At 32.6% G+C, this 19,876-nt stretch carries 20 protein-coding genes and 3 tRNA genes; 13 read left to right on the forward strand and 10 right to left on the reverse strand.

What is annotated here, in order from left to right:
• Position 1 precedes the first annotated feature (1 nt).
• From AAHN03_RS03295 to AAHN03_RS03320, 6 genes are all read left to right on the forward strand, one after another.
• The gene (locus AAHN03_RS03295; RefSeq protein WP_342279090.1) at positions 2–526 is read left to right on the forward strand and encodes a methylated-DNA--[protein]-cysteine S-methyltransferase; all 525 of its coding nucleotides are present in this window, start codon (positions 2–4) and stop codon (positions 524–526) included.
• Between the two features lie 93 nt (positions 527–619).
• A complete protein-coding gene (efp, locus tag AAHN03_RS03300; protein WP_341761725.1) occupies positions 620–1,186 on the forward strand; it encodes an elongation factor P in 567 nt (188 codons plus the stop codon).
• A 6-nt stretch (positions 1,187–1,192) separates the two neighbouring features.
• Positions 1,193–1,951 (forward strand): inositol monophosphatase family protein, encoded by a 759-nt coding sequence (locus AAHN03_RS03305; RefSeq protein WP_342279091.1) that lies wholly within the window; start codon positions 1,193–1,195, stop codon positions 1,949–1,951.
• Positions 1,952–2,076: 125 nt separating this feature from the next.
• Positions 2,077–2,412 carry a DUF2610 domain-containing protein gene (locus AAHN03_RS03310; RefSeq protein WP_342279092.1) on the forward strand — a complete coding sequence of 112 codons (336 nt, stop codon included), beginning with the start codon at positions 2,077–2,079 and terminating at the stop codon, positions 2,410–2,412.
• A 244-nt stretch (positions 2,413–2,656) separates the two neighbouring features.
• Positions 2,657–3,352 (forward strand): metal ABC transporter ATP-binding protein, encoded by a 696-nt coding sequence (locus AAHN03_RS03315; RefSeq protein ID WP_342279168.1) that lies wholly within the window; start codon positions 2,657–2,659, stop codon positions 3,350–3,352.
• A gap of 172 nt (positions 3,353–3,524) precedes the next feature.
• Positions 3,525–3,686 carry a hypothetical protein gene (locus tag AAHN03_RS03320; RefSeq protein WP_341761540.1) on the forward strand — a complete coding sequence of 54 codons (162 nt, stop codon included), beginning with the start codon at positions 3,525–3,527 and terminating at the stop codon, positions 3,684–3,686.
• 226 nt (positions 3,687–3,912) lie between these two features.
• On the opposite strand, the gene AAHN03_RS03325 is transcribed toward AAHN03_RS03320, so the two are convergent.
• The 5 genes from AAHN03_RS03325 to pgeF all read right to left on the reverse strand — a co-directional run bounded on the left by AAHN03_RS03325 (position 3,913) and on the right by pgeF (position 7,381).
• Positions 3,913–4,638 (reverse strand): SDR family oxidoreductase, encoded by a 726-nt coding sequence (locus AAHN03_RS03325; RefSeq protein WP_342279093.1) that lies wholly within the window; start codon positions 4,636–4,638, stop codon positions 3,913–3,915.
• A 5-nt stretch (positions 4,639–4,643) separates the two neighbouring features.
• Positions 4,644–5,207, reverse strand: coding sequence for a NifU family protein (locus AAHN03_RS03330; RefSeq protein ID WP_342279094.1), 564 nt, complete (start codon positions 5,205–5,207; stop codon positions 4,644–4,646).
• Between the two features lie 43 nt (positions 5,208–5,250).
• A tRNA-Leu gene (locus tag AAHN03_RS03335) sits at positions 5,251–5,336 on the reverse strand.
• A 133-nt stretch (positions 5,337–5,469) separates the two neighbouring features.
• The gene (dnaN, locus tag AAHN03_RS03340) at positions 5,470–6,633 is read right to left on the reverse strand and encodes a DNA polymerase III subunit beta (protein ID WP_341762782.1); all 1,164 of its coding nucleotides are present in this window, start codon (positions 6,631–6,633) and stop codon (positions 5,470–5,472) included.
• Between the two features lie 13 nt (positions 6,634–6,646).
• Entirely contained in the window at positions 6,647–7,381 is a 735-nt protein-coding gene (gene pgeF / locus AAHN03_RS03345) for a peptidoglycan editing factor PgeF (protein ID WP_342279095.1), read from the reverse strand.
• Here pgeF and AAHN03_RS03350 point away from each other — a divergent pair, their 5' ends adjacent.
• From AAHN03_RS03350 to bcp, 3 genes are read left to right on the forward strand one after another with little or no spacing between them, the layout of a single operon-like run.
• The gene (locus AAHN03_RS03350; protein WP_342279096.1) at positions 7,382–8,260 is read left to right on the forward strand and encodes a glutamine synthetase; all 879 of its coding nucleotides are present in this window, start codon (positions 7,382–7,384) and stop codon (positions 8,258–8,260) included.
• Positions 8,260–8,985 carry an SURF1 family protein gene (locus tag AAHN03_RS03355; protein WP_342279097.1) on the forward strand — a complete coding sequence of 242 codons (726 nt, stop codon included), beginning with the start codon at positions 8,260–8,262 and terminating at the stop codon, positions 8,983–8,985. Before AAHN03_RS03350 ends, AAHN03_RS03355 begins: the two co-directional genes overlap by 1 nt.
• A 28-nt stretch (positions 8,986–9,013) precedes the next feature.
• The gene (bcp, locus tag AAHN03_RS03360) at positions 9,014–9,481 is read left to right on the forward strand and encodes a thioredoxin-dependent thiol peroxidase (protein WP_342279098.1); all 468 of its coding nucleotides are present in this window, start codon (positions 9,014–9,016) and stop codon (positions 9,479–9,481) included.
• A gap of 21 nt (positions 9,482–9,502) precedes the next feature.
• Here the strand turns inward: bcp and AAHN03_RS03365 are convergent, their stop codons facing one another.
• Both AAHN03_RS03365 and AAHN03_RS03370 read right to left on the reverse strand, forming a co-directional pair.
• Positions 9,503–10,357 (reverse strand): cytochrome c oxidase subunit 3, encoded by an 855-nt coding sequence (locus AAHN03_RS03365; protein WP_342279099.1) that lies wholly within the window; start codon positions 10,355–10,357, stop codon positions 9,503–9,505.
• 130 nt (positions 10,358–10,487) lie between these two features.
• Entirely contained in the window at positions 10,488–12,041 is a 1,554-nt protein-coding gene (locus tag AAHN03_RS03370; protein WP_342279100.1) for a patatin-like phospholipase family protein, read from the reverse strand.
• Between the two features lie 261 nt (positions 12,042–12,302).
• Between AAHN03_RS03370 and AAHN03_RS03375 the strand changes: the two genes are divergently transcribed.
• Positions 12,303–13,583, forward strand: coding sequence for an MFS transporter (locus AAHN03_RS03375; RefSeq protein ID WP_342279101.1), 1,281 nt, complete (start codon positions 12,303–12,305; stop codon positions 13,581–13,583).
• 44 nt (positions 13,584–13,627) lie between these two features.
• The gene (gene hemF / locus AAHN03_RS03380; RefSeq protein ID WP_342279102.1) at positions 13,628–14,461 is read left to right on the forward strand and encodes an oxygen-dependent coproporphyrinogen oxidase; all 834 of its coding nucleotides are present in this window, start codon (positions 13,628–13,630) and stop codon (positions 14,459–14,461) included.
• Positions 14,462–14,488: 27 nt separating this feature from the next.
• On the opposite strand, the gene AAHN03_RS03385 is transcribed toward hemF, so the two are convergent.
• From AAHN03_RS03385 to grxC, 3 genes are all read right to left on the reverse strand, one after another.
• A tRNA-Arg gene (locus tag AAHN03_RS03385) sits at positions 14,489–14,565 on the reverse strand.
• A 127-nt stretch (positions 14,566–14,692) separates the two neighbouring features.
• A tRNA-His gene (locus tag AAHN03_RS03390) sits at positions 14,693–14,769 on the reverse strand.
• A gap of 116 nt (positions 14,770–14,885) precedes the next feature.
• Positions 14,886–15,158: a glutaredoxin 3 gene (gene grxC / locus AAHN03_RS03395; RefSeq protein ID WP_341762791.1), complete on the reverse strand. Its 273-nt coding sequence runs from the start codon at positions 15,156–15,158 to the stop codon at positions 14,886–14,888.
• A gap of 75 nt (positions 15,159–15,233) precedes the next feature.
• Between grxC and uvrB the strand changes: the two genes are divergently transcribed.
• Together uvrB and AAHN03_RS03405 are read left to right on the forward strand one after the other, a co-directional pair.
• The gene (uvrB, locus tag AAHN03_RS03400; protein WP_342279169.1) at positions 15,234–17,222 is read left to right on the forward strand and encodes an excinuclease ABC subunit UvrB; all 1,989 of its coding nucleotides are present in this window, start codon (positions 15,234–15,236) and stop codon (positions 17,220–17,222) included.
• A 345-nt stretch (positions 17,223–17,567) separates the two neighbouring features.
• Entirely contained in the window at positions 17,568–19,853 is a 2,286-nt protein-coding gene (locus tag AAHN03_RS03405) for an N-6 DNA methylase (RefSeq protein WP_342279103.1), read from the forward strand.
• Positions 19,854–19,876 lie beyond the last annotated feature (23 nt).

Consider the following 19,876-nt stretch of genomic DNA (forward strand, 5'->3'; position numbering starts at 1 on the left):
AATGACAAAAATATATAGATATATAGACTTACCAATTGCTCTAATATACTCAAATGATTTGAATATATTATTGGTATCAGACGGGGATTTTTTAACAGGTTTATATTTTGTAGGGCAAAAACATATGCCAATTTTAGATAGTAGCTATCATGAACAGCAAAATTGCAGTATATTCGATCAAACTTACCAAGAGCTAACAGAATACATAAATGGTACTAGAAAAGAATTTACCGTACCTTACCGTTTCACGGGGACTAATTTTCAGGAGAAAGTATGGTCTACCATCTCTGCCATCCCATATGCTAGAGTGATGAGTTACAAAGATATTGCAAATTTAATATTTGCTCCTAAATCTGTACGTGTAGTAGCAAACACTGTGGCACGCAACACTTTGTCAATTATAGTGCCATGTCATAGGGTTATAGGTACTGATGGTAGACTAACTGGTTACGCTGGAGGGCTTGAACTCAAGAAAAAACTTTTAGAATTAGAAGAAGGCTATAAGGATATGTACATTATACTTTGACCTTTATCGATAAAAATGATAAAATAGACCTAGGTATGAATAACCAGCTTAAACAAATATACAAAAGAATTATTTTAGATAAGTGATAATAATATGAAAATTTCAGCAAATGCTATTAGGGCTGGTAACATTATAGTGTATAATAATGATTTATGGGTTGTGAGCAAAACACCTGAACATACCAAACCTGGTAAAGGTGGGGCTTATGTGCAAGTAGAGATGAAAAATTTAAAAACTGGTACAAAACTTAATGAGCGTTTTAATTCATCCGATTACGTTGAAAAAGCACAGCTTGAGAATAAGGATTTACAATTCCTATATTTTGAAGATGATAATCTCGTGTTAATGGATAATGAGACATTTGAGCAGATTTTAATTAATAAGGCAATTCTTGGCGAATGTTTGCCATTTCTTGAGGATAATATGGTACTCAAGGTACAGTTTTATGAAGAAAAAGCTTTAAATGCTGAATTACCGCAAACCGTTATTGCTGAAATTATGCAAACTGATCCTGTAATTAAAGGCTCTACGGTAACGTCTTCTTATAAACCAGCGATTTTAACCAATGGAGTAAAGGTAATGGTACCGCCTTATTTAGTTACCGGGGAGAAAATAGTTGTAAAAATTGAAGATATAAGCTTTGTTGAGAGAGCAAAGTAATATCTTATGCAACAACCTATAACTAACTTACTTATTACTGCATCATGTAAAGCTGTTAAGTTTTTGAAGAGAGATTTTTTAGAGCTGGAAATGCTTCAAAGATCTAATAAGGGAAACTATGATTTCTGCAATAAATCTTATATTAAAACACAAGATTTATTACGTAATGAGTTGCAAAAATATACAAGTTCTTTATTTTTTCCAGAGGATAAGTTTGAATTAGATAACGCTTCTGAGATGGTTTTCTTAATAAATCCGCTTGATAGTTTGAGTAATTTAGAAAAAAGTATACCATTTTTTGCTGTATCTATAACGTGTTTAAAAAAGATTAATAAAATTTTAACCACGGTTTGTACTGTGATAAACTTTCCAGCTCTTGATGAGATTTATTATGTTGAGAAGGGAAAAGGAGTATGGGTAGGAAATAATACCACTAATAATAGTGGTAGATTAAGGGTTTCTGCTTGTTCTAGTTTTGATAATTTTCTAATTTCTACTGACGATCTTAACATAAACCCAGTTTTTTTGAAAAATGCTAGGGTTCTTGGTTCTCATTGTTATGGAATGCTATTACTTGCAGCTGGTAAGATTGATGCTGTTTATTTTTCATCATTAAATTACACTTTAAAAGCTAGCTTTGATTTAATTGTCCGAGAATCAGGTGGAGCAATAATAAATAATGACAAAATGTTTGTTGCTACTAATTATGAACTTTCCGAGAAATTTAAACATCTATTACTTGAAAAAACGTCATTGAGTAGTTAATTTTTGTTGCCAAAATTTTTTACTTTTATTTTTTTGTTGTATCATATACAATTTTATTAGGGATAAGTTTTTTAGGATTAAATCTTGAAATCCCTAATATTATTCTAATAATTTAATGTTATGTTATGAAAAAGTTTAGTGTTAATTGTGATTTTGGTGGACAAATGGCACCGTTTACCATATATGTAGGGCAACCTGAGTCGGGGCATCATCCCCTGCATTTTCAGGATGACTGGTTATCAAAGCAACGTGGTGGGAAAATACCAGCTGAGGTCATGGATGCGATAACTAAACTGCAAGAACTGGCTAATAAGAATAATGTTCTGCTGGAAGAATTGTGTGTGTATGCTCTTGGTTCTGCGCAAGAAGAGGATGATAAATCTGAAAAAAGTGAAGAATCGGAAAGTGATAATGACGACCAAGATAGTAATAATGATGTTAACGGTGAGACTGCTAGTTAACCTGAGTTCGATGTAATACCATTTCCGAAAACTAATCATCACGTCGTCGTACTTCATGATCTCCGCTGCTCACGTACTAATGTACGCTACGCCGCTCAACTTTGCTACTGCCTAGCTCTTCTTGAAGTTATACTATCGTCTACCAACTCTCCATTTACGAGCAGTATATAACTTGTTATATCGAACTTCATAATTGGCACACAATAATAATTTTGATCAGGTGGTTGTGTCTATATCAGAAGATATTACATTAATAAAATTCAGTAATGTATCTAAACAATTTGGCAAAAAGTCACCTCTTAATAATATTAATTTTACCGTTAAAAAAGGTGAGGTTACGACTTTAATCGGTCCAAATGGTGCTGGAAAAACAACAATAGCTAGATTAATCTTGGGATTAGACAGTGCCTCATCTGGTAATATAACAATTCACCCCCATCTAAAAATTGGCTATGTACCGCAGAGACTAGATTTTGCTTCAGACTTACCAATTACAGCTGAAAATTTTTTGTATTTATTAGCCTCAAATGCTACTCGCAATGATTGGCAAGAATGGAGTAATTTTATTGATTTTGATAATTATAAACATCATGATATTTCAGAACTTTCTGGTGGTCAATTTCAGAAGCTAATTCTAACTGCTACCTTACTCAACAATCCTGATCTAATTATTTTAGATGAACCAACTCAATCATTAGATGTTACTAGTCAGCAAGAATTTTATCGGATTATTAATCAAATAAAAAAACGTCTAAATATTACAATTTTTATGATATCACATGACTTATTTACTGTGATGAAAAATTCTGACCAAGTTATATGTTTGAATGGACATATATGTTGTAGCGGTAAGCCTAACGATTTAGCACAGAACCAAGACTTTCTAAACACCTTGTCATCAATTGGCTTTTATATCCATCATCATGACCATAAACATTAGATGCTCGATGAAAATCAAGAATTGCGTTGTCGTCTTCAGGACACAACTGTTGAAAGTTTCAATAAACGTCATTGCGAGGAGACCGTAGGTCGACGAAGCAATCCATATGACAAGCTTCATGGATTGCCGCGCTCACGTATGTTCGCTCGCAACTCATCTTCGAGACGAAAAAGTGCTTGAAACGTCTAAAGAATCAGGTTCGCAGTGGTTTTGGCATGAAGTTTGTAGTCATGTAAACATCACTTTTCTACTTGACATACTAAAAATTAGTCAACATAATGCTTCTTATGTGTATTACCATTGTTTTGTTTCAAATAAAAACTCTTGTCATTAAAGTACACTTTTATCAGTATTTCTTTATTATAAAATTCCACAGGTGAAAAAATGTAGTCAGTAACGAGAATTTAATTCTACACTCCACTCGTCGCATAATACTCACGTTCTATAGCATAATTTCTGCTCATATTTATCTCGAAGATGAGTCGCAATGACGGTTTAGGGCTAACAACGCTCATCACAATGACGATTTTTTAACTTTTAACAGTTGTGGAGTATATACCTCATGACATGTTATACCCACCATTAATTGACAACGTTTCCCCAGTAATAAAACCAGCTTGCTCATCTGCTAGATAATCTACGGCTCTAGCAATTTCTTCCGGTCTACCCAACCTTTTCATTGGCACAGCTGCTATTATTTGCTCTAGTACATTAGCTGGTATCTTTTCAACCATTGCTGTTTTAATATACCCAGGAGCTATACAATTTACCGTTATATTTTTAGAAGCTGATTCCCTAGCTAACGCCTTAGTAAATCCTATAATTCCAGCTTTAGCAGCAGAATAATTAGTTTGCCCTATTTGTCCTGCCTGAGCATTAATCGAACTAATATTAATAATTCGTCCGTAATTTTGATTTCGCATTTGGTTAATTACTGCACGGCACATATTAAAGCATGAGCTAAGATTAACGTTAATCACTTCTTGCCACTCTTCCTCGATCATTTTATGCATCATCGCATCCCTAGTAATACCAGCATTATTTACCAAAACACTTACCGAACAACCAAATTCATTTTCAAGCTCCTCTATTGACCTAAAACATTCAGCATAATTTGCTGTATTCCATTGCTTAGTTTTAATAGAATAATTTTCATTAAAATCTTTAGCAGCTTGGTAATCACTATAGAAATTTGCTACAACGGTAAAGCCTCTATCCTTTAATGCTATAGCAATAGCCTTGCCTATCCCCCTTGTTCCCCCTGTAACTACTGCTAACCTTGACATAATATCTATAACTCATCTACAGCTTCAACAGATTCTACCTCGGGGATAAAATGTTTAAGCATTGATTCAATACCATTTTTTAAAGTAATAGCCGAACTAGGACAACCTTGGCAAGCTCCACGAAGTTCTAATTTTACCACTCCATTTTCAAATCCTCGATATATTATATCACCTCCATCCATGGCGACCGAAGGACGTACACGTGTTTCAATAATTTCTACAATCTGTTGTTCGATTTCAGACATCTCGTCAGAATTATTTATGGCAGATTGACCATTTTCCCCATCAAAGACAGTAAAACCAGCAGTAAAATGATCCATAATAACCATCAAAATTTCAGGTTTTAAAACTAGCCAATCACTTTCTTCTTCTTTAGTAATAGTAATAAAATCACTACCAAAAAATACAGATTTTACGTTATTTATACTAAATAATTGAACTACTAGCCTGCTTTTACCTTTTGCCTCATCAAGATTACTAAAATGAACCGGCTCGTTAGGGCTAACAGGTATGTTAGGGAAAAATTTTATCGCATTAGGATTAGGAGTAATTTCAGTTTGAATAAACATATACTTTTTCCTCGATAAAAAGAATGGTCTTGATAAAAATGAATGGTACCCGCGGCCAGACTTGAACTGGCAAGGGTTTGCACCCCACGGATTTTAAGTCCGTTATGTCTACCATTCCATCACGCGGGCAAGGTCAGGTTATTTTAGACTCTATGAAGATTGCACAGACTAATAAAAAAAACGTTAAAAAGCAAGTATTTTTACTATAAAAACTTCATTTCTTCTTGATTTTTATCGAGTATACATTGAATTAAGGTGAATATTAAACCTTAACTGGCATAATCACAAAAACATCTTTAGGATTCTGAAGAGTTTTCAATAACATTGGTGATGATGCATTTAAAAAGTGTAGCTCAACTTGGTTTGCTTTAGTAGCACTTAACACAGCACTTAGTGCATCAGTAAGATATTTAGGATTAAAACCTATAGACAGAGTATCTTCATGATCAAAAATGCATAAATTACTTTCATCTAGAGAACATGGTATGCATTCTTTAGCCACGCCTCTTGCTTCTCCAGAAGCGGTAATTTCAAGCAAGTCTTTTGATAAAATCAATTTTATTGCTTGAAATTTGTCTATAGTTATTGTCGCTACTCTATCTATAGCATCAGCTAGCAACTTGGTATTAATAGTAAGTTTATAGTTGTTCTCTGCTGGGATAAAAGCTTGATAATCCGGAAAAGTTCCATCAATTAGTTTTGATACCATTATAATATCATTACAAACAAATTTAATCCTATTAACACTTAGAAAAATTTCAGTTTCCAGTTGAATATTCTTAGGGTCTTTCAATATCTTAACAATTTCCTCAAGAGTCTTTTTAGGTAAAATAACTCCAAACTCGCTAGCATTATTGGCTATTTTTACTACTGACACTGATAATCTATGCCCATCGGTGCTAGCCATATAACATTCTTCATCTTTTACACAGAAATAAACACCATTAAGATTATAACGAGTTTCATCAACGGATACCGAAAACAAAGTACCGTCGATCATTTTAACAAAATCACTACAAGGTATTTTTAAAGTAGCTTCAACATTAATATCATCTAATGCAGGGAACTGGTTAGCATGTAGGGTTAGTAGGTTAAAAGCACAATTCTTTCCTAGAATTTCAAGTTGATCTGTTTCATTTGAGACACTGAGCGTTACATCATTATCAGATATCTTTCTTATTATGTCATTTAATGTTTTAGTAGATACCATTATTTCGCCTTCACTTATTACTTGAGCTGCTACTTTTTGGCTTAAATATATTTCCATGTTAGTAGTTATTAGCTCTAGCTTACCATCCTTAGATGATAATTTAACATGACTAAGCTCAGCAATTACGTTACGTTTTTCTACCACAGAATTGGCAAAAGCCAAAGCATGAGTTAATGTTTTTGTCTCAACTATTATTTTTAAGTTATTATTATTCATATTTATTTAGTATTTATCCTTTAATTACAATGGTGGATAATATGGTACGGTTATATAATTCTCCAGTATGGCAGGAACGTCGATAACTTGGATATTTCTCAGGGTTAGTATATGTATCTTCTAGCATCTTTGTTATATCTTTAATACCAGCTTCTTGCAGTTGAAGTTCTACATAAGCTGGTAAATCGAACATATAATGCTTTGTTCTCAAGGAGGCACTAAAAAACTTTGAGTTCTCAGCCCGCTGCTTTATAAAATTATCGTAAAATTCTTGGTCTACCTCATAAGAATATTGTTGAATACTAGGGCAAATAATAGCTTTAATATTTTTTGCTCCTTTCTCATGCATTAGTTTTACCAAATTATTAGTGATACCAGATTTAGCAGCACGCCAACCACAATGAGCTGCCCCTATAACCTTACCATCTTCGCTACTAAGTAGAATAGGAACGCAATCAGCAGTTTGTACTGTTAGTACTAGATTTTTTTTGGTAGTAACTGCTCCATCACCTTCGGGATCAGTCTTAACATCACTATCAGCATCAATAACTTTGTTACCATGCACTTGCTGTAGGATAACAATATTCTCGGCATCATAATATTTAACTACTGTTAGCCAATTATTCTCGACACTTTCTAAGATACTAGAATCACCCAACTTATTTTTTTTACTATAAATATGACTAGATTGCTTGAAGCTTCCATCAAAAATTTTATAATAAACTTTATTCTTTATAAACTCATCCACATGACCACCCTACAGCAATTTATCCATACACTATCAGATCATTTGCAAAAGAACAATGCTTTACAAAAAATCATTAAGAAATTTCAAACAGACTACTCGCTAATAGCTTGCATCGGAGTAGAAATAGAATTTTATTTAAGCAAAAATATTGATCCTCTCGAATTTCAGACTCTACTTGGAATAGCAGTTAAGAAAGAAAAAGGAGCTAATCAATTTGAGGTAGATTTGCCGCCTTCCACTAACATAATTGAGTATATAGAAAAAATTAGTAGCACTAAGTCTAAAATACAAATTATTGCAGAAAAATTACGGGGTAATGTAAATTTTTCTGCCAAACCATTTGCAAGCGATTATGGTAGTAGTATGCATTTTCATGTAAATTTTATATCCCCAAATGATTTGGAGAAGAGTATACTTAATATTGATCTAATAGGTCAAAGTATCTGTCATTATATGCTTGACACTTTCTTGATATTCATGCCAAATGAAGATGATTACCTTCGTTTGGATAAGAATTTTATGGCACCAACTAATGTATCTTTTGGTAATAATAATAGAACTGTTGCACTGCGTATCCCTGACCTCTTTCCTAAAAGACTAGAACATAGAATAGCAAATCCACTAACTGATCCTTATTTAGCAATTTTTACTATTTTAAACTCTATATTTCTAGGTTTAAAATTTCCTGATAAAATAAATAATATCAACAAAATATATGGCAATGCTTTTGATCAACAATATAATTTAGTGTCATTCCCCAAATCATTAACAGAAGCATTAAAGCTATTTAATTTGGAGTTTTTTATATACCTAAATGATAATAGACAAAGAGAACTAGCTACTCTAGAATCACTACTAGAAATAATGAAGAAATTATAGTGTTACAAACTTTAAAAAAAAGTACTTTAAAAATCGGTAAGTGCCAAGTTCAATTATTACCTTTATTACTTACTATATTAGCATTTGTAATTCTCTTATCACTTGGGTTTTGGCAAATTGCTAGATTACAGGAAAAAGAACTGTTTTTAAGTTCAATGAAAAATAATCTTAATAATCCGCCAATTGATATAAAAACACTTAGTGGAAATAAATTATATGCTAAAATAAGGGCGAACGGCTATTTTCTAGTGGGTAAGAATTTACATCTTTATGGACGCAGATCAATGTCCACTGAAAAAGATGGTTATTATTTAGTTACCCCATTTCAAACTGATGATAACAAGATAATCTTGGTTGTACTAGGGTGGTTTGCTGGGAGGCATAAAAAAAATATTGATAATATAATAGATAACTCTATGGAAATTACAGGTGTAATTCTTCCCGGTGAAAAAACAAAGCTGTTTGTACTGGATAATGATGTTAAAAACAATGTTTGGTTTACCTTGGATTTAACTCAAGCCTCTGATGTTCTTGGCTTAAAATTAGAAGATTTTTATTTAGTTATGGAGGGTAATAACAATCGATCTGATATTCTTAAAAGTTTGTCGATTGAAAATTTGTTGAATGTCAGAAATAATCATTTAGAATATGCTATAACTTGGTTTGCATTAGCGATTTCGTTAGCAGTAATTTTTATGATTTGTAATTTGTCTAAAAGAAATTAGTTAATAAAATAAATATAAAGGAGTAGTTATGACATTAAAAATAGGCGATATTGCACCAAATTTTACTATGCCAATAGGTGATAATAGTAAAATCAATTTGTCAGATTTAACAGGAAAGGTTGTTGTATTATATTTTTATCCTAAAGATGATACACCAGGTTGTACTATCGAGGCCGGTGACTTTAATAAATTAAAACTAGAATTTGAAAAAATGAATGCTGTCATTATTGGTGTATCAAAGGACGACTTAAATTCTCACGATAAATTCAAGAAAAAATATTGTTTGGATTTTGATCTTGCATCAGATTCTAATTCTGATATTTGTGAAAAATATGGAGTTTGGGTAGAAAAATCAATGTTTGGTAAAAAATATATGGGAGTTGATAGAGCTACTTTCTTAATAGATAAAAAAGGCAAGATAGCTTACATTTGGTCAAAAGTACAAGTAGCTGGACATGCTGAAGACGTATTAAATCAGGTAAAGAAAATAATATAAACATATCTATATTTTAACAGTCTATCTTCCAAGAGCATATACAAAAGTGAACAAAAACAACCATACTACATCGACAAAATGCCAGTACCAAGCTGCAAATTCAAAACCCAAATGACCATTACCTTTCACAAAGTCACCTCGCCGCACTCTATAATAACAAACACTTAGAAATATAGTGCCAATTATTACGTGAACTCCGTGAAAACCTGTTGCTAAGTAAAAATTAGAAGGATAGATTCCATCTTTAAAACCAAAAGCTGCATGATGATATTCATAAGCTTGCATTAAACTAAAAAATACACCAAGTATTATGGTAAAGCTAAGAGCGGTCATACAATCCTTTTGGTTATTTTCCTCAAGAGCATAATGTGCCCAAGTTACTGTTGTACCGGACAACAAAAGAATCAATGTGTTAATAAAAGGAATGTCAAAAGGATCAAATGTTTGAATACCAGCAGGAGGCCATACACCAGGCTTTACCACCCATACACCATCTAGCAGTCCTACAGGGAAAAGGTTTGCTTTAAAAAATGATCCAAAAAATACAGCAAAAAACATTATTTCTGACAAAATAAATAGTGCCATACCTATCCTTAAGCCGATTCTTACTGGCTGCGTATGATGTTTTCCAATTAATCCCTCTTTAATTACATCACTCCACCATGAATATAAACAAAAAATCACTGAAAGAATACCAGCTCCAAAAACATATTCACCAAATCTATATGCATGCATAAACATTATGCTACCGCTAGCTAAAAGCAATAAGGCAAATGAAGTCAGGATTGGCCAAGGACTCGGATCAACGAGATGAAATAGATGTTGTTTTTCTTCTAAAGAAACAACATCCTTGTTTTTAATAGATATATGTAACATAACAAACTCATAAGCAATTCACTGCTTGGTTATTTTATGCTATCTTCTGTAAATATCAAGGATATACTCAACAGACGCGAATTCGGGATAAGAATTAGTTAATTCTTATCCTGAATTGGGGTAATTACAATTAATACACTTCAGGAGGAGCGTGTGAAAAATCTGAGCCTCTTCCATCACACGGTACTTCTTGAGCTAAAGCTTCTTGACCACAAGTATTCGAAAGCGAAGCATAATCATTATCAGGTATAAACATCTTACTAAAAGAGCTAAGAAGCATATTTTGAGAATTAGTTAACTCAGGTATCTCATCTGTATGATTACCGTTGATGATTGAGCTAATCCGACCGGATAGAGCTTCAATTTGTGTATTATCTAATACTTGTAAGAACATTTCCAAAAGCTGAGATTCCCTAGGAGTTAAAGTACTCAAGCCTTTTTGTAGAGTTTCATATTGACTATCATTTAAATCTTTAATCAATAATTGTTGTTTATCACATTCATTCGATATTACACGATTACTAACAGTACTGGAAGCATTATTATCTTGTCCTTCATCATCAGTATTATCACTCGCTACTAACACACTAGAAACATTAGATTCGTCAATGTTTGCTGCTTTTAAGCTCTCTTCTCTATTGACACTCTCAACCAATGTTTTATAGAGATTCTCAAGTAATTCTTTGTTATTTTCTACATATTGCCTACCAATTTCTTTTAATTTAGCTATATTATCTGGCTCAACATTATCCAATTTCTTACATTCTTTTGGTATAGGAATTAATATCTCTGTAAATTGACCAGCTTTTGGTAAATCTTTTTTAACTTCATTTGTAGCACTACTTTCGGTAGCTTTAGTAATTTTGCTTACTATGTTGCCTTTAGTTCCCCAACCTATGCAACCATCCAATTTTTTTGATGGTATCTCCATTTCTTTATTAGTTTGTTCAAAATTGATAGCACAAATCGTCGTATGTTTTAACATTTCTACTTGTTTTTCAATAGTTAGCCCTTCTTTCAGTACTCCTAGAGCTGATGCTGCCGGACGATTAGCACTTAAGCCTCCATCGACAAAAGCATAAGGTACTCCAGCATCATAGCCAAAACCACCTACACCCTCTTTACTAACAACAGGTTTAAAATAAGTAGGAGCTGCCGTAGTAGCAAGAACTACCTCTTTTTTTAGTGGGCTGTTAGGGGCATGACTATCAAAAACTTTATTAGGATCATTTTTGCCACCTACGTCAAAAACAGGTATAATAACGCGACTTATAGCCTCATCCAATGTACTATTATCCAAATATTTTTCTAACATTGCTTTAAGAGGTTTTTGACTATATTTATGGCTGAATATCCTACCGATTGGTCCATTAAAATACCATTTTTGTGGAAAAATATCAGCAGCAGTATTTTCACATAGCTCTAAAGCTTGTTTTGCTGAAAAAAGCGGTTCTGTTGATCCCTCTTCTTTAGGGATGGTCAATAAAGTTGCAATTAATCCCCCAACGCTAGTGCCAGCAATAATATTGAATAATTTAGATATAGGTTTGCCTGTATATTCCTCAATCGCTGCAAGTACAACCAACTCAGCAACCCCCTTAATTCCACCACCTGAGATAGAGAGAATCCTATTTTCTTGTATTTTATCTATTTTACCTAATTTTGTTCCACCTATGTCGCCCATAATTATAACTCATTAAAGTTAATAAAAAATATTTATACAACATACATAGTGGAAGAGCTTGTCAAAAAGATCAAGCTATAGATGATATAAACTACTAATTATTATCTACCTGTATTGTATAATAATCACTATATATTAAATAATAATTAACTTTCCTGTAATATATATAGCTTGTTGCAAAAAATAAAATTATTTTACACTTTATAAGTTGGTTAAGTAGTCTATAATCCGATTTAATTAAATTTGATTGATAAGATATAGATGAGCAAACCTAAATCCGTTTTTTTATCAGCAATTTCAGGCAATATACTGGAATATTACGATTTCACAGTATATTCAGTATTTTCATTAGTAATTGGTCATACATTTTTTCCTTCAAGCTCAAAATTTTTACAAATATTGTTGGCTCTCGGGGTATTTGCACTAGGATTCATTACTAGACCAATTGGTGGTATATTTTTTGGTTATGTTGGCGATAAATATGGAAGGCGTATAGCCTTAATTATTTCCATGCTTGGTATGACTATACCAACATTTACTATGGGACTAATTCCTTCTTATCATGACATAGGAGTTTATGCACCGATAATATTAATCATAATGCGTCTTTTTCAAGGCTTATGTATTAGTGGTGAAGGGGCTGGAGCTGCTATTTTTATTCTAGAACATCATCAAAATTTACGACCAGGTTTTACTGCTGGTTTAGTACATGGCTCAAATATGGCTGGTACGTTAATAGCCACCCTTGTAGGAATTATTATTGAACAATATTTTTATCATTTTGATTTTGCTTGGCGTTTTGCATTTTTACTAGGTGGAGCTATGGGGCTTGTCGGTTTCTATTTGCGTCTTCGTGTATCAGAGACTCCAATTTTCAAAATGTTAGCTGAACAAAAGAAAACTTTAAAAGCACCTTTTATCAACGTAGTTAAGACAGCTTGGAAAGCGATGTTTTTAACCTTTTGTACAGGTGCAGTTGCTAGTAGCGTCGTCTATTTAGTAAAAACCTATATCATTGTGTATTACCATGATGTTATGCACCTTGATAATACAATTGCTCTTACTTATATGTTATATGCAAATTTTATATCGATGGTATCTATGCCATTATTTGGTGGATTAACTGATATTATTGGAAAATTTAAGACTTTAGCTTTAGTAAGCTTAGCAATCTTGATATTAGCTTTACCTATTTTGTTATCTATGTCATTACTGTTCATGTGGCAACAAATTCTAGCACTAACTATCTTAGGTATTCTTAGTGGGGCAATAGCTGGGGCAGCCTATAGCTTTATTATATCTTTATTTACTCCTGAACAAAAATTTTCAGGGGTATCCTTTAGTTATAATTTGGGTATTACTATATTTGGTGGTACTTCTCCTCTTATTTCTCGTTGGCTTGTTGAAAAAACAGGCTTGTTTTATGCCCCTGCCTTTTATATTATGACTACTTCTAGTATATTTTTAGTTATCATTTATTTTATGAGAAATGAAATAAGATGTTTACTTAGCAGGAATTCTTTCAAAACTAGAAAGAGATAATAAGTTGTTTTAACACTCCCACTATAGTGATGGTATAAATTACTATGACCAGCAACAAAGAAAAAGCAATAACATGGTTTACAAATTTACGTGATCAAGTATGTACTGAATTCGAGAAAATTGAACTTGAATATAGTAAGGCGAAAGGTTTAGCTCCTACGAGATTCATACGATCACCATGGGACAGAAAAAATGGTGGTGGTGGCGTAATGTCTGTAATGCGTGGTAACTTATTTGAAAAAGTTGGTGTTAATATTTCTACAGTTTTTGGGGAATTATCTCTAGAATTTAGTAAAAATATACCGGGTACGGAAAATAGTAGGCAATTCTTTGCTACTGGTATTTCTATCGTGGCTCACCTTACTTCTCCATTGATACCAGCGGTACATTTCAACACCCGCTATATTGAAACTGCTAATCATTGGTTTGGCGGTGGTGGAGACCTAACGCCATTTTACCCTAATGAAAATGAGACAACAAAATTTCATAATGCTTTTAAACATGCTTGTGATAAACATGATCCAAATTATTATCCTAAATTTACAAAACAATGTGATGAGTATTTTTACTTAAAACATAGAAATGAGCCAAGGGGAGTAGGCGGTATATTTTATGATTATTTAAATACTGGAAATTTTAATAATGATTTTTCTTTTACTAAGGACGTAGGACAAGCATTTTTAACAGTATATCCTGAAATTGTTAGAACAAAGATGCTACTGCCTTGGACTAATGAACAAAAGGATTATCAATTGGTGCGTCGTGGTAGATATGTTGAATTTAACTTATTATATGATCGTGGGACAATGTTTGGCTTAATGACAGATGGCAACGTTGAAGCAATATTAATGTCTCTGCCCCCAGAAGTACGCTGGTAGCCTTGTAATCCCTAGATTTTAAGTAATTGGTGCATTCGATTGGATTCGAACCAACGACCTCTGCCTTCGGAGGGCAACGCTCTATCCAGCTGAGCTACGAATGCTTAATTTATTGCTGCTTCTCAAACATGAAAATACAATAGATCTTTTTCGCTAATAGCAACTACTGATCGTGACTTTTAAATTACCCTATGGCTTTATCTGAGAGAAGAATTTTTAACCTAACGAATATGGGGCGAATGACGGGACTTGAACCCGCGACCCTCAGATCCACAATCTGATGCTCTAACCAACTGAGCTACATCCGCCATGTAACCTGCGTTAAAGTAAATTATTATTACCCGTAAGTCAAGTATATTCGAGCCAAATTACCATGACTTAATACATTTATTTTTAGAATTTTTGCTGTCATAATTATATGATATTATTTTACTAATTCATCTAACTTACCTTCTTCTTCAAGTTTATGAAGAGCGTCACAGCCACCAATATGCTTATCATTAATAAATATTTGTGGTAATGTACGTTGTCCATTAGCTTTAGCTTGCAACTCTAATCTTTGCTTGTCATTATAATTGTCTACGATTATTTCTTTGTAAGATATATTTTTTCGATTAAGTAGTTTTTTTGCCTTAGTGCAATAAGGACAATATGTTAATGTATAAATTATGACAGTGTATAGAATCATTTTGTGCATAATTGTTATCCTATTTTTATAGTTATAAGACTATTATCCACATATAATAAACTTTTAGCAAGTTACAAGTTAATGATAAATAAGTTTTCAATAGTATCTAAATATAGTCCAGCTGGCGATCAGCCAAAAGCAATTAATGAAATCGTTAAAGGTCTTGAATCTAGAATGCGTTCACAAATACTCTTTGGTATTACTGGTTCTGGTAAAACCTTCACTATGGCAAATATTATTGAGAGAACCGGTAGACCATCACTTATTATGGTACATAATAAAACATTAGCTGCCCAAATTTATTCAGAAATGAAGGCAATTTTTCCCAATAATGCCGTTGAATATTTTGTATCATATTATGATTATTTCCAACCTGAAGCATATATTGCAAGAACCGATACTTATATAGAAAAAGATTCTTCGATAAATGAACAAATAGATTTATTAAGACACTCTGCCACTAGGTCACTGCTGGAACGTCGGGATGTAATTGTTGTATCCTCAGTTTCTTGTATTTATGGTCTTGGTTCACCAAATCTTTATTATCAGATGACAATAAGCCTTAAGTCTAGGGAAATTTATGCTAGAGATAAATTGCTTAATGACTTAGTAAATTTACAATATGAGCGTAATGATGTGGGGTTTGAACGTGGTACGTTTAGGGTAAAAGGTGATAATATTGACATATTTCCAGTACATTATAACGATAAAGCTTGGCGATTGTCATTTTTTGGCAATGAACTTGAATATATAAGCGAATTTGATCCGCTTACAGGTGAAAAATTAGCTAAATTGGATCAAGCTGTGATTTATGCTAAGTCCCACTTTGTAACACCTAAAGAAGTAGTACAAAATGCTATATCGCAAATTGAGGAAGAATTACAACGACGCTTAGAATTTCTTAAAGCACATGATAAATTAGTAGAGGCTCAAAGATTAAATCAGCGTACCCAATATGATATGGAAATGATGATAGAAACTGGCAGCTGTAAAGGCATTGAGAATTACTCTCGATTCCTAACTGGTAAAGCAAATGGGCAGCCTCCGCCAACCTTATTTGAATATTTGCCCAAAGATGCTTTACTATTTGTCGATGAAAGTCACGTATCTGTCCCGCAAATTAGAGCAATGTATAATGGCGATAGGGCAAGGAAAGAAGTATTAGTAGAACACGGGTTTCGCCTTCCATCAGCCTTAGATAACAGACCATTAAAATTTGAAGAATGGCAAGATTTTAGACCTCAGACGGTTTTTGTCTCAGCAACACCTGGGTCTTTTGAATTGGAAGAAACAGCAGGGATTATGGTCGAGCAAATTATCAGACCAACGGGACTACTAGACCCAGAATGTATTATAAAACCAGCGACTAACCAAGTTGAAGATTTGATAAGCGAGATTCAATATACGATAAATAAAGGATTCCGCGTTTTAGTGACAACATTAACTAAAAAAATGTCAGAAGATTTAACAAATTATCTACAAGAATTAGGGTATAAAGTATCATATTTGCACTCTAATGTTCATACTCTTGAACGTATGGAAATCATAAGAGATTTACGCCAAGGTACTATAGATATTATTGTTGGTATTAATTTATTGCGGGAAGGTTTAGATATTCCAGAATGTGGACTTGTTGCAATACTCGATGCTGATAAAGAAGGTTTTTTGCGTTCTGAAGTCTCATTAATTCAAACTATCGGCAGGGCTGCAAGGAATAGTCAAGGAAGGGTAATACTCTATGCAGATCGCAACACCAAGTCTATTGATAAGGCAGTAAGTGAGACATATAGGAGAAGGAAAATTCAGGAGGAATATAATGAGCAACATGGTATAGTACCGCAGACAATTAATCACCATATCCATGCACTAATCGAATTAGACAAATTGGATAGTAAGTTAGATAATAAAAAACAAACTCATATATTATTAGACAATCCAGTGAAATTGAAAGCTCATATCGATAGATTAAAGAAGGAAATGTATGAAAAGGCTAGTAATTTAGAATTTGAACAGGCGGCAAAAATACGAGATCAAATTAATGTACTAGAAGAAGCAGCCTTAGAGCTAACTTAATTTAAAGTACTTTCTGTTCCAATTAACCATTAGTTTGGGATAAGAATAAGCCTTTTAAAGAATGAGTAATAGTAATGTACTGGTTAGGGGATGAAAAAAATAAGCAATACCGCAAAAATAATGAAAACAGCTATTAGTGGATCATAAAAATCTGTTATATTTATAGATATAACCGAATTTGGAATAACTTGTTATACCGCATTCAGGTTATTTATTACCGTGTATCATCACAACACTCGCAAAAATACGTTGATGAGTTCTGTTTTAGATATAATAACAGAGATAATTACGATATGTTTAATTTGTTGGTAAAACAAGCTGTTTTGTAAAATTGGAATATTCTATATGTATACTAAAAGATTAGAAGCATCTGTAATGCATGATATCTTAGTCCAACTTGATAATCTTGGTTGGATTGTCGATGAGAAAGACCCAAAATGTAACGTCTTTCAGCAAAGAGTGAAACTTACAAAGCAAAAAGAATTACTTAACGGTAAAATACCTGACTTTGTACTATACAAGGAAGGAAGTAACGAACCAATAATAATAATTGAGGCAAAAAAACCGAATGAAAGTATACAATTAGCAATGAACCAAGCATTGAATTTGTATGCTAAACCACTAAATACGCCACTTATATTTGCTTATAATGGTAGTTATATTGAAACACAATATTTGTATAATGGACGTAATCTTAAAATTGATGGGGAAGATGTAAGGCAATTTATAAATCACCATACGGCACTCAGATTTGTTAATGAGGGTTCTGAAATACTATCTGCGGTAAACTTTATTCAGCATTCAAGAGACGAACTTATTAAGGTATTTAAAAGTGCAGCTAATTTACTAAGAGAGGATGGATTACAAGCTGGTCTTGATAGATTTGGGGCATTTTCTGATATTTTGTTTTTAAAAATTCTTGATGAAATTTCTGTTCTAAAGATGTGTGGAAGTGAAGAGAATACATTAGATGAGTATCTTAGATGGAGTTCATTTACTAAGAGAAAAGGAAAAGAATTGTATCAATATGTAAAAGATGTTGTTTGGATTAAGATTAACAAGAAATATGGTGATATTTTTAACGAAGCATTTCCTATTAGTTCACCTGATATTTTTGAAGAAATTATTTGTGAGCTTTCAAAACTTAACCTTACAGCTTCAAATAGTGATGTGAATGGTGATGCTTTTGAGTATTTTTTAAAAAATGCTTACCAAGGCATCAAAATTAAAGATTTAGGCGAATATTTTACACCTAGAAACATTGTAAGAACAATGATAAGTATGGTTAATCCTAAAATTGGCGAAACCATTTATGACCCTTTTTGTGGTACAGGAGGGTTTTTAATTGAAGCGTTTAGATATTTAAAAATCAGAACTTCGTTTAACGATGAGATGCAAAATATTCTAAGAAAAAAAACAATTTATGGTTCTGAGATTACTGTAAATGCAAGAATTGCAAAAATGAATATGATTTTGTTCGGAGACGGACATAGTAATATCAAAAAACAAGACACCATTTCTGATTATGTAAATCAAAAATATGATATTGTAATTACAAATCCACCATATTCGCAACAAACAAGGTTTGGGTATTTGTATCCCATTCAATCAAATAATGGGGACGCTATTTGTGCTTTGCATTGCTTTGAAGCTTTAAAACTAGGTGGTAGAGGTTGTTTACTTGTAAAAGAAAATTTTCTTTCAGATGGGGGCGATGTTGGAAAGGTAAGAGAGTATATTTTTAATAACTCATCAAATGTTTCTATTGTTTCATTGCCAAGAAAGCTTTTTGAACCTTACACACCAACAAAAACAAGCATTGTATATTTCGAGAAAAACAGAAAGATATCAAACACATTCTTTTTTGCAGTTAATGCGGTCGGTCATGAACTTGGTTCAAGAAAGAAGCCAATTAAGGACAATGATTTGCCAGCTGCACTTGATGCTTTCAATAATAAAAAGACTGTTTCGGAAATTGAGTCTGCTATAATAGCATCAACTGAAATCGCCAAAAATGGTTATAGTTTATGGATTTATGATTATTTTGATATTTTTGCTAATTTAAAAGGCGAGATTATAAAACTTGGTAATTATATTGAGGAGATAACAGAAAAAACAGAGCCGTCTTTACAGCCAATTACAGATTTTAGAATTTTAGGTGTAAGTAATAGTATTGGTGTTTTTGACAATGAAATTTTAAAAGGTGAGGACATAAACCAAAAATACAAGCAGGTTCAAGCTGGAGATTTGGTATATAATCCGCATAGGATTAATGTTGGTTCTTTAGGTTTAGTCTTTGAGGATTTAAGCGGTGGTTATGTAAGTGGTATTTATATTGTCTTTAGAGTTTTAAAAAAATTCCAAGATACTCTACCATCCGAATATTTATTACATATTTTAAAGTCAAAATATTATTTAGCCATTATTGGCAAATACGATACAAAATATGGAGCTGTTAGAGCAAACTTAACTTATGAACAGCTTTGTAATATACACATACCATTACTTAAAAAAAATGAAATGAAAGAATTTTTAGAAAAAATAAGTAAACTAAATAATATCACGGAAGAATTTCAGAAAATTAAAAATAATCTTAAAGAATCTATACATAAAATTTTACCTCATTTATGAATTAAATATAATTTTATGTTAGT

This window comes from Candidatus Tisiphia endosymbiont of Myopa tessellatipennis (assembly GCF_964031105.1).
In the GTDB taxonomy this organism is placed as follows: domain Bacteria; phylum Pseudomonadota; class Alphaproteobacteria; order Rickettsiales; family Rickettsiaceae; genus Tisiphia.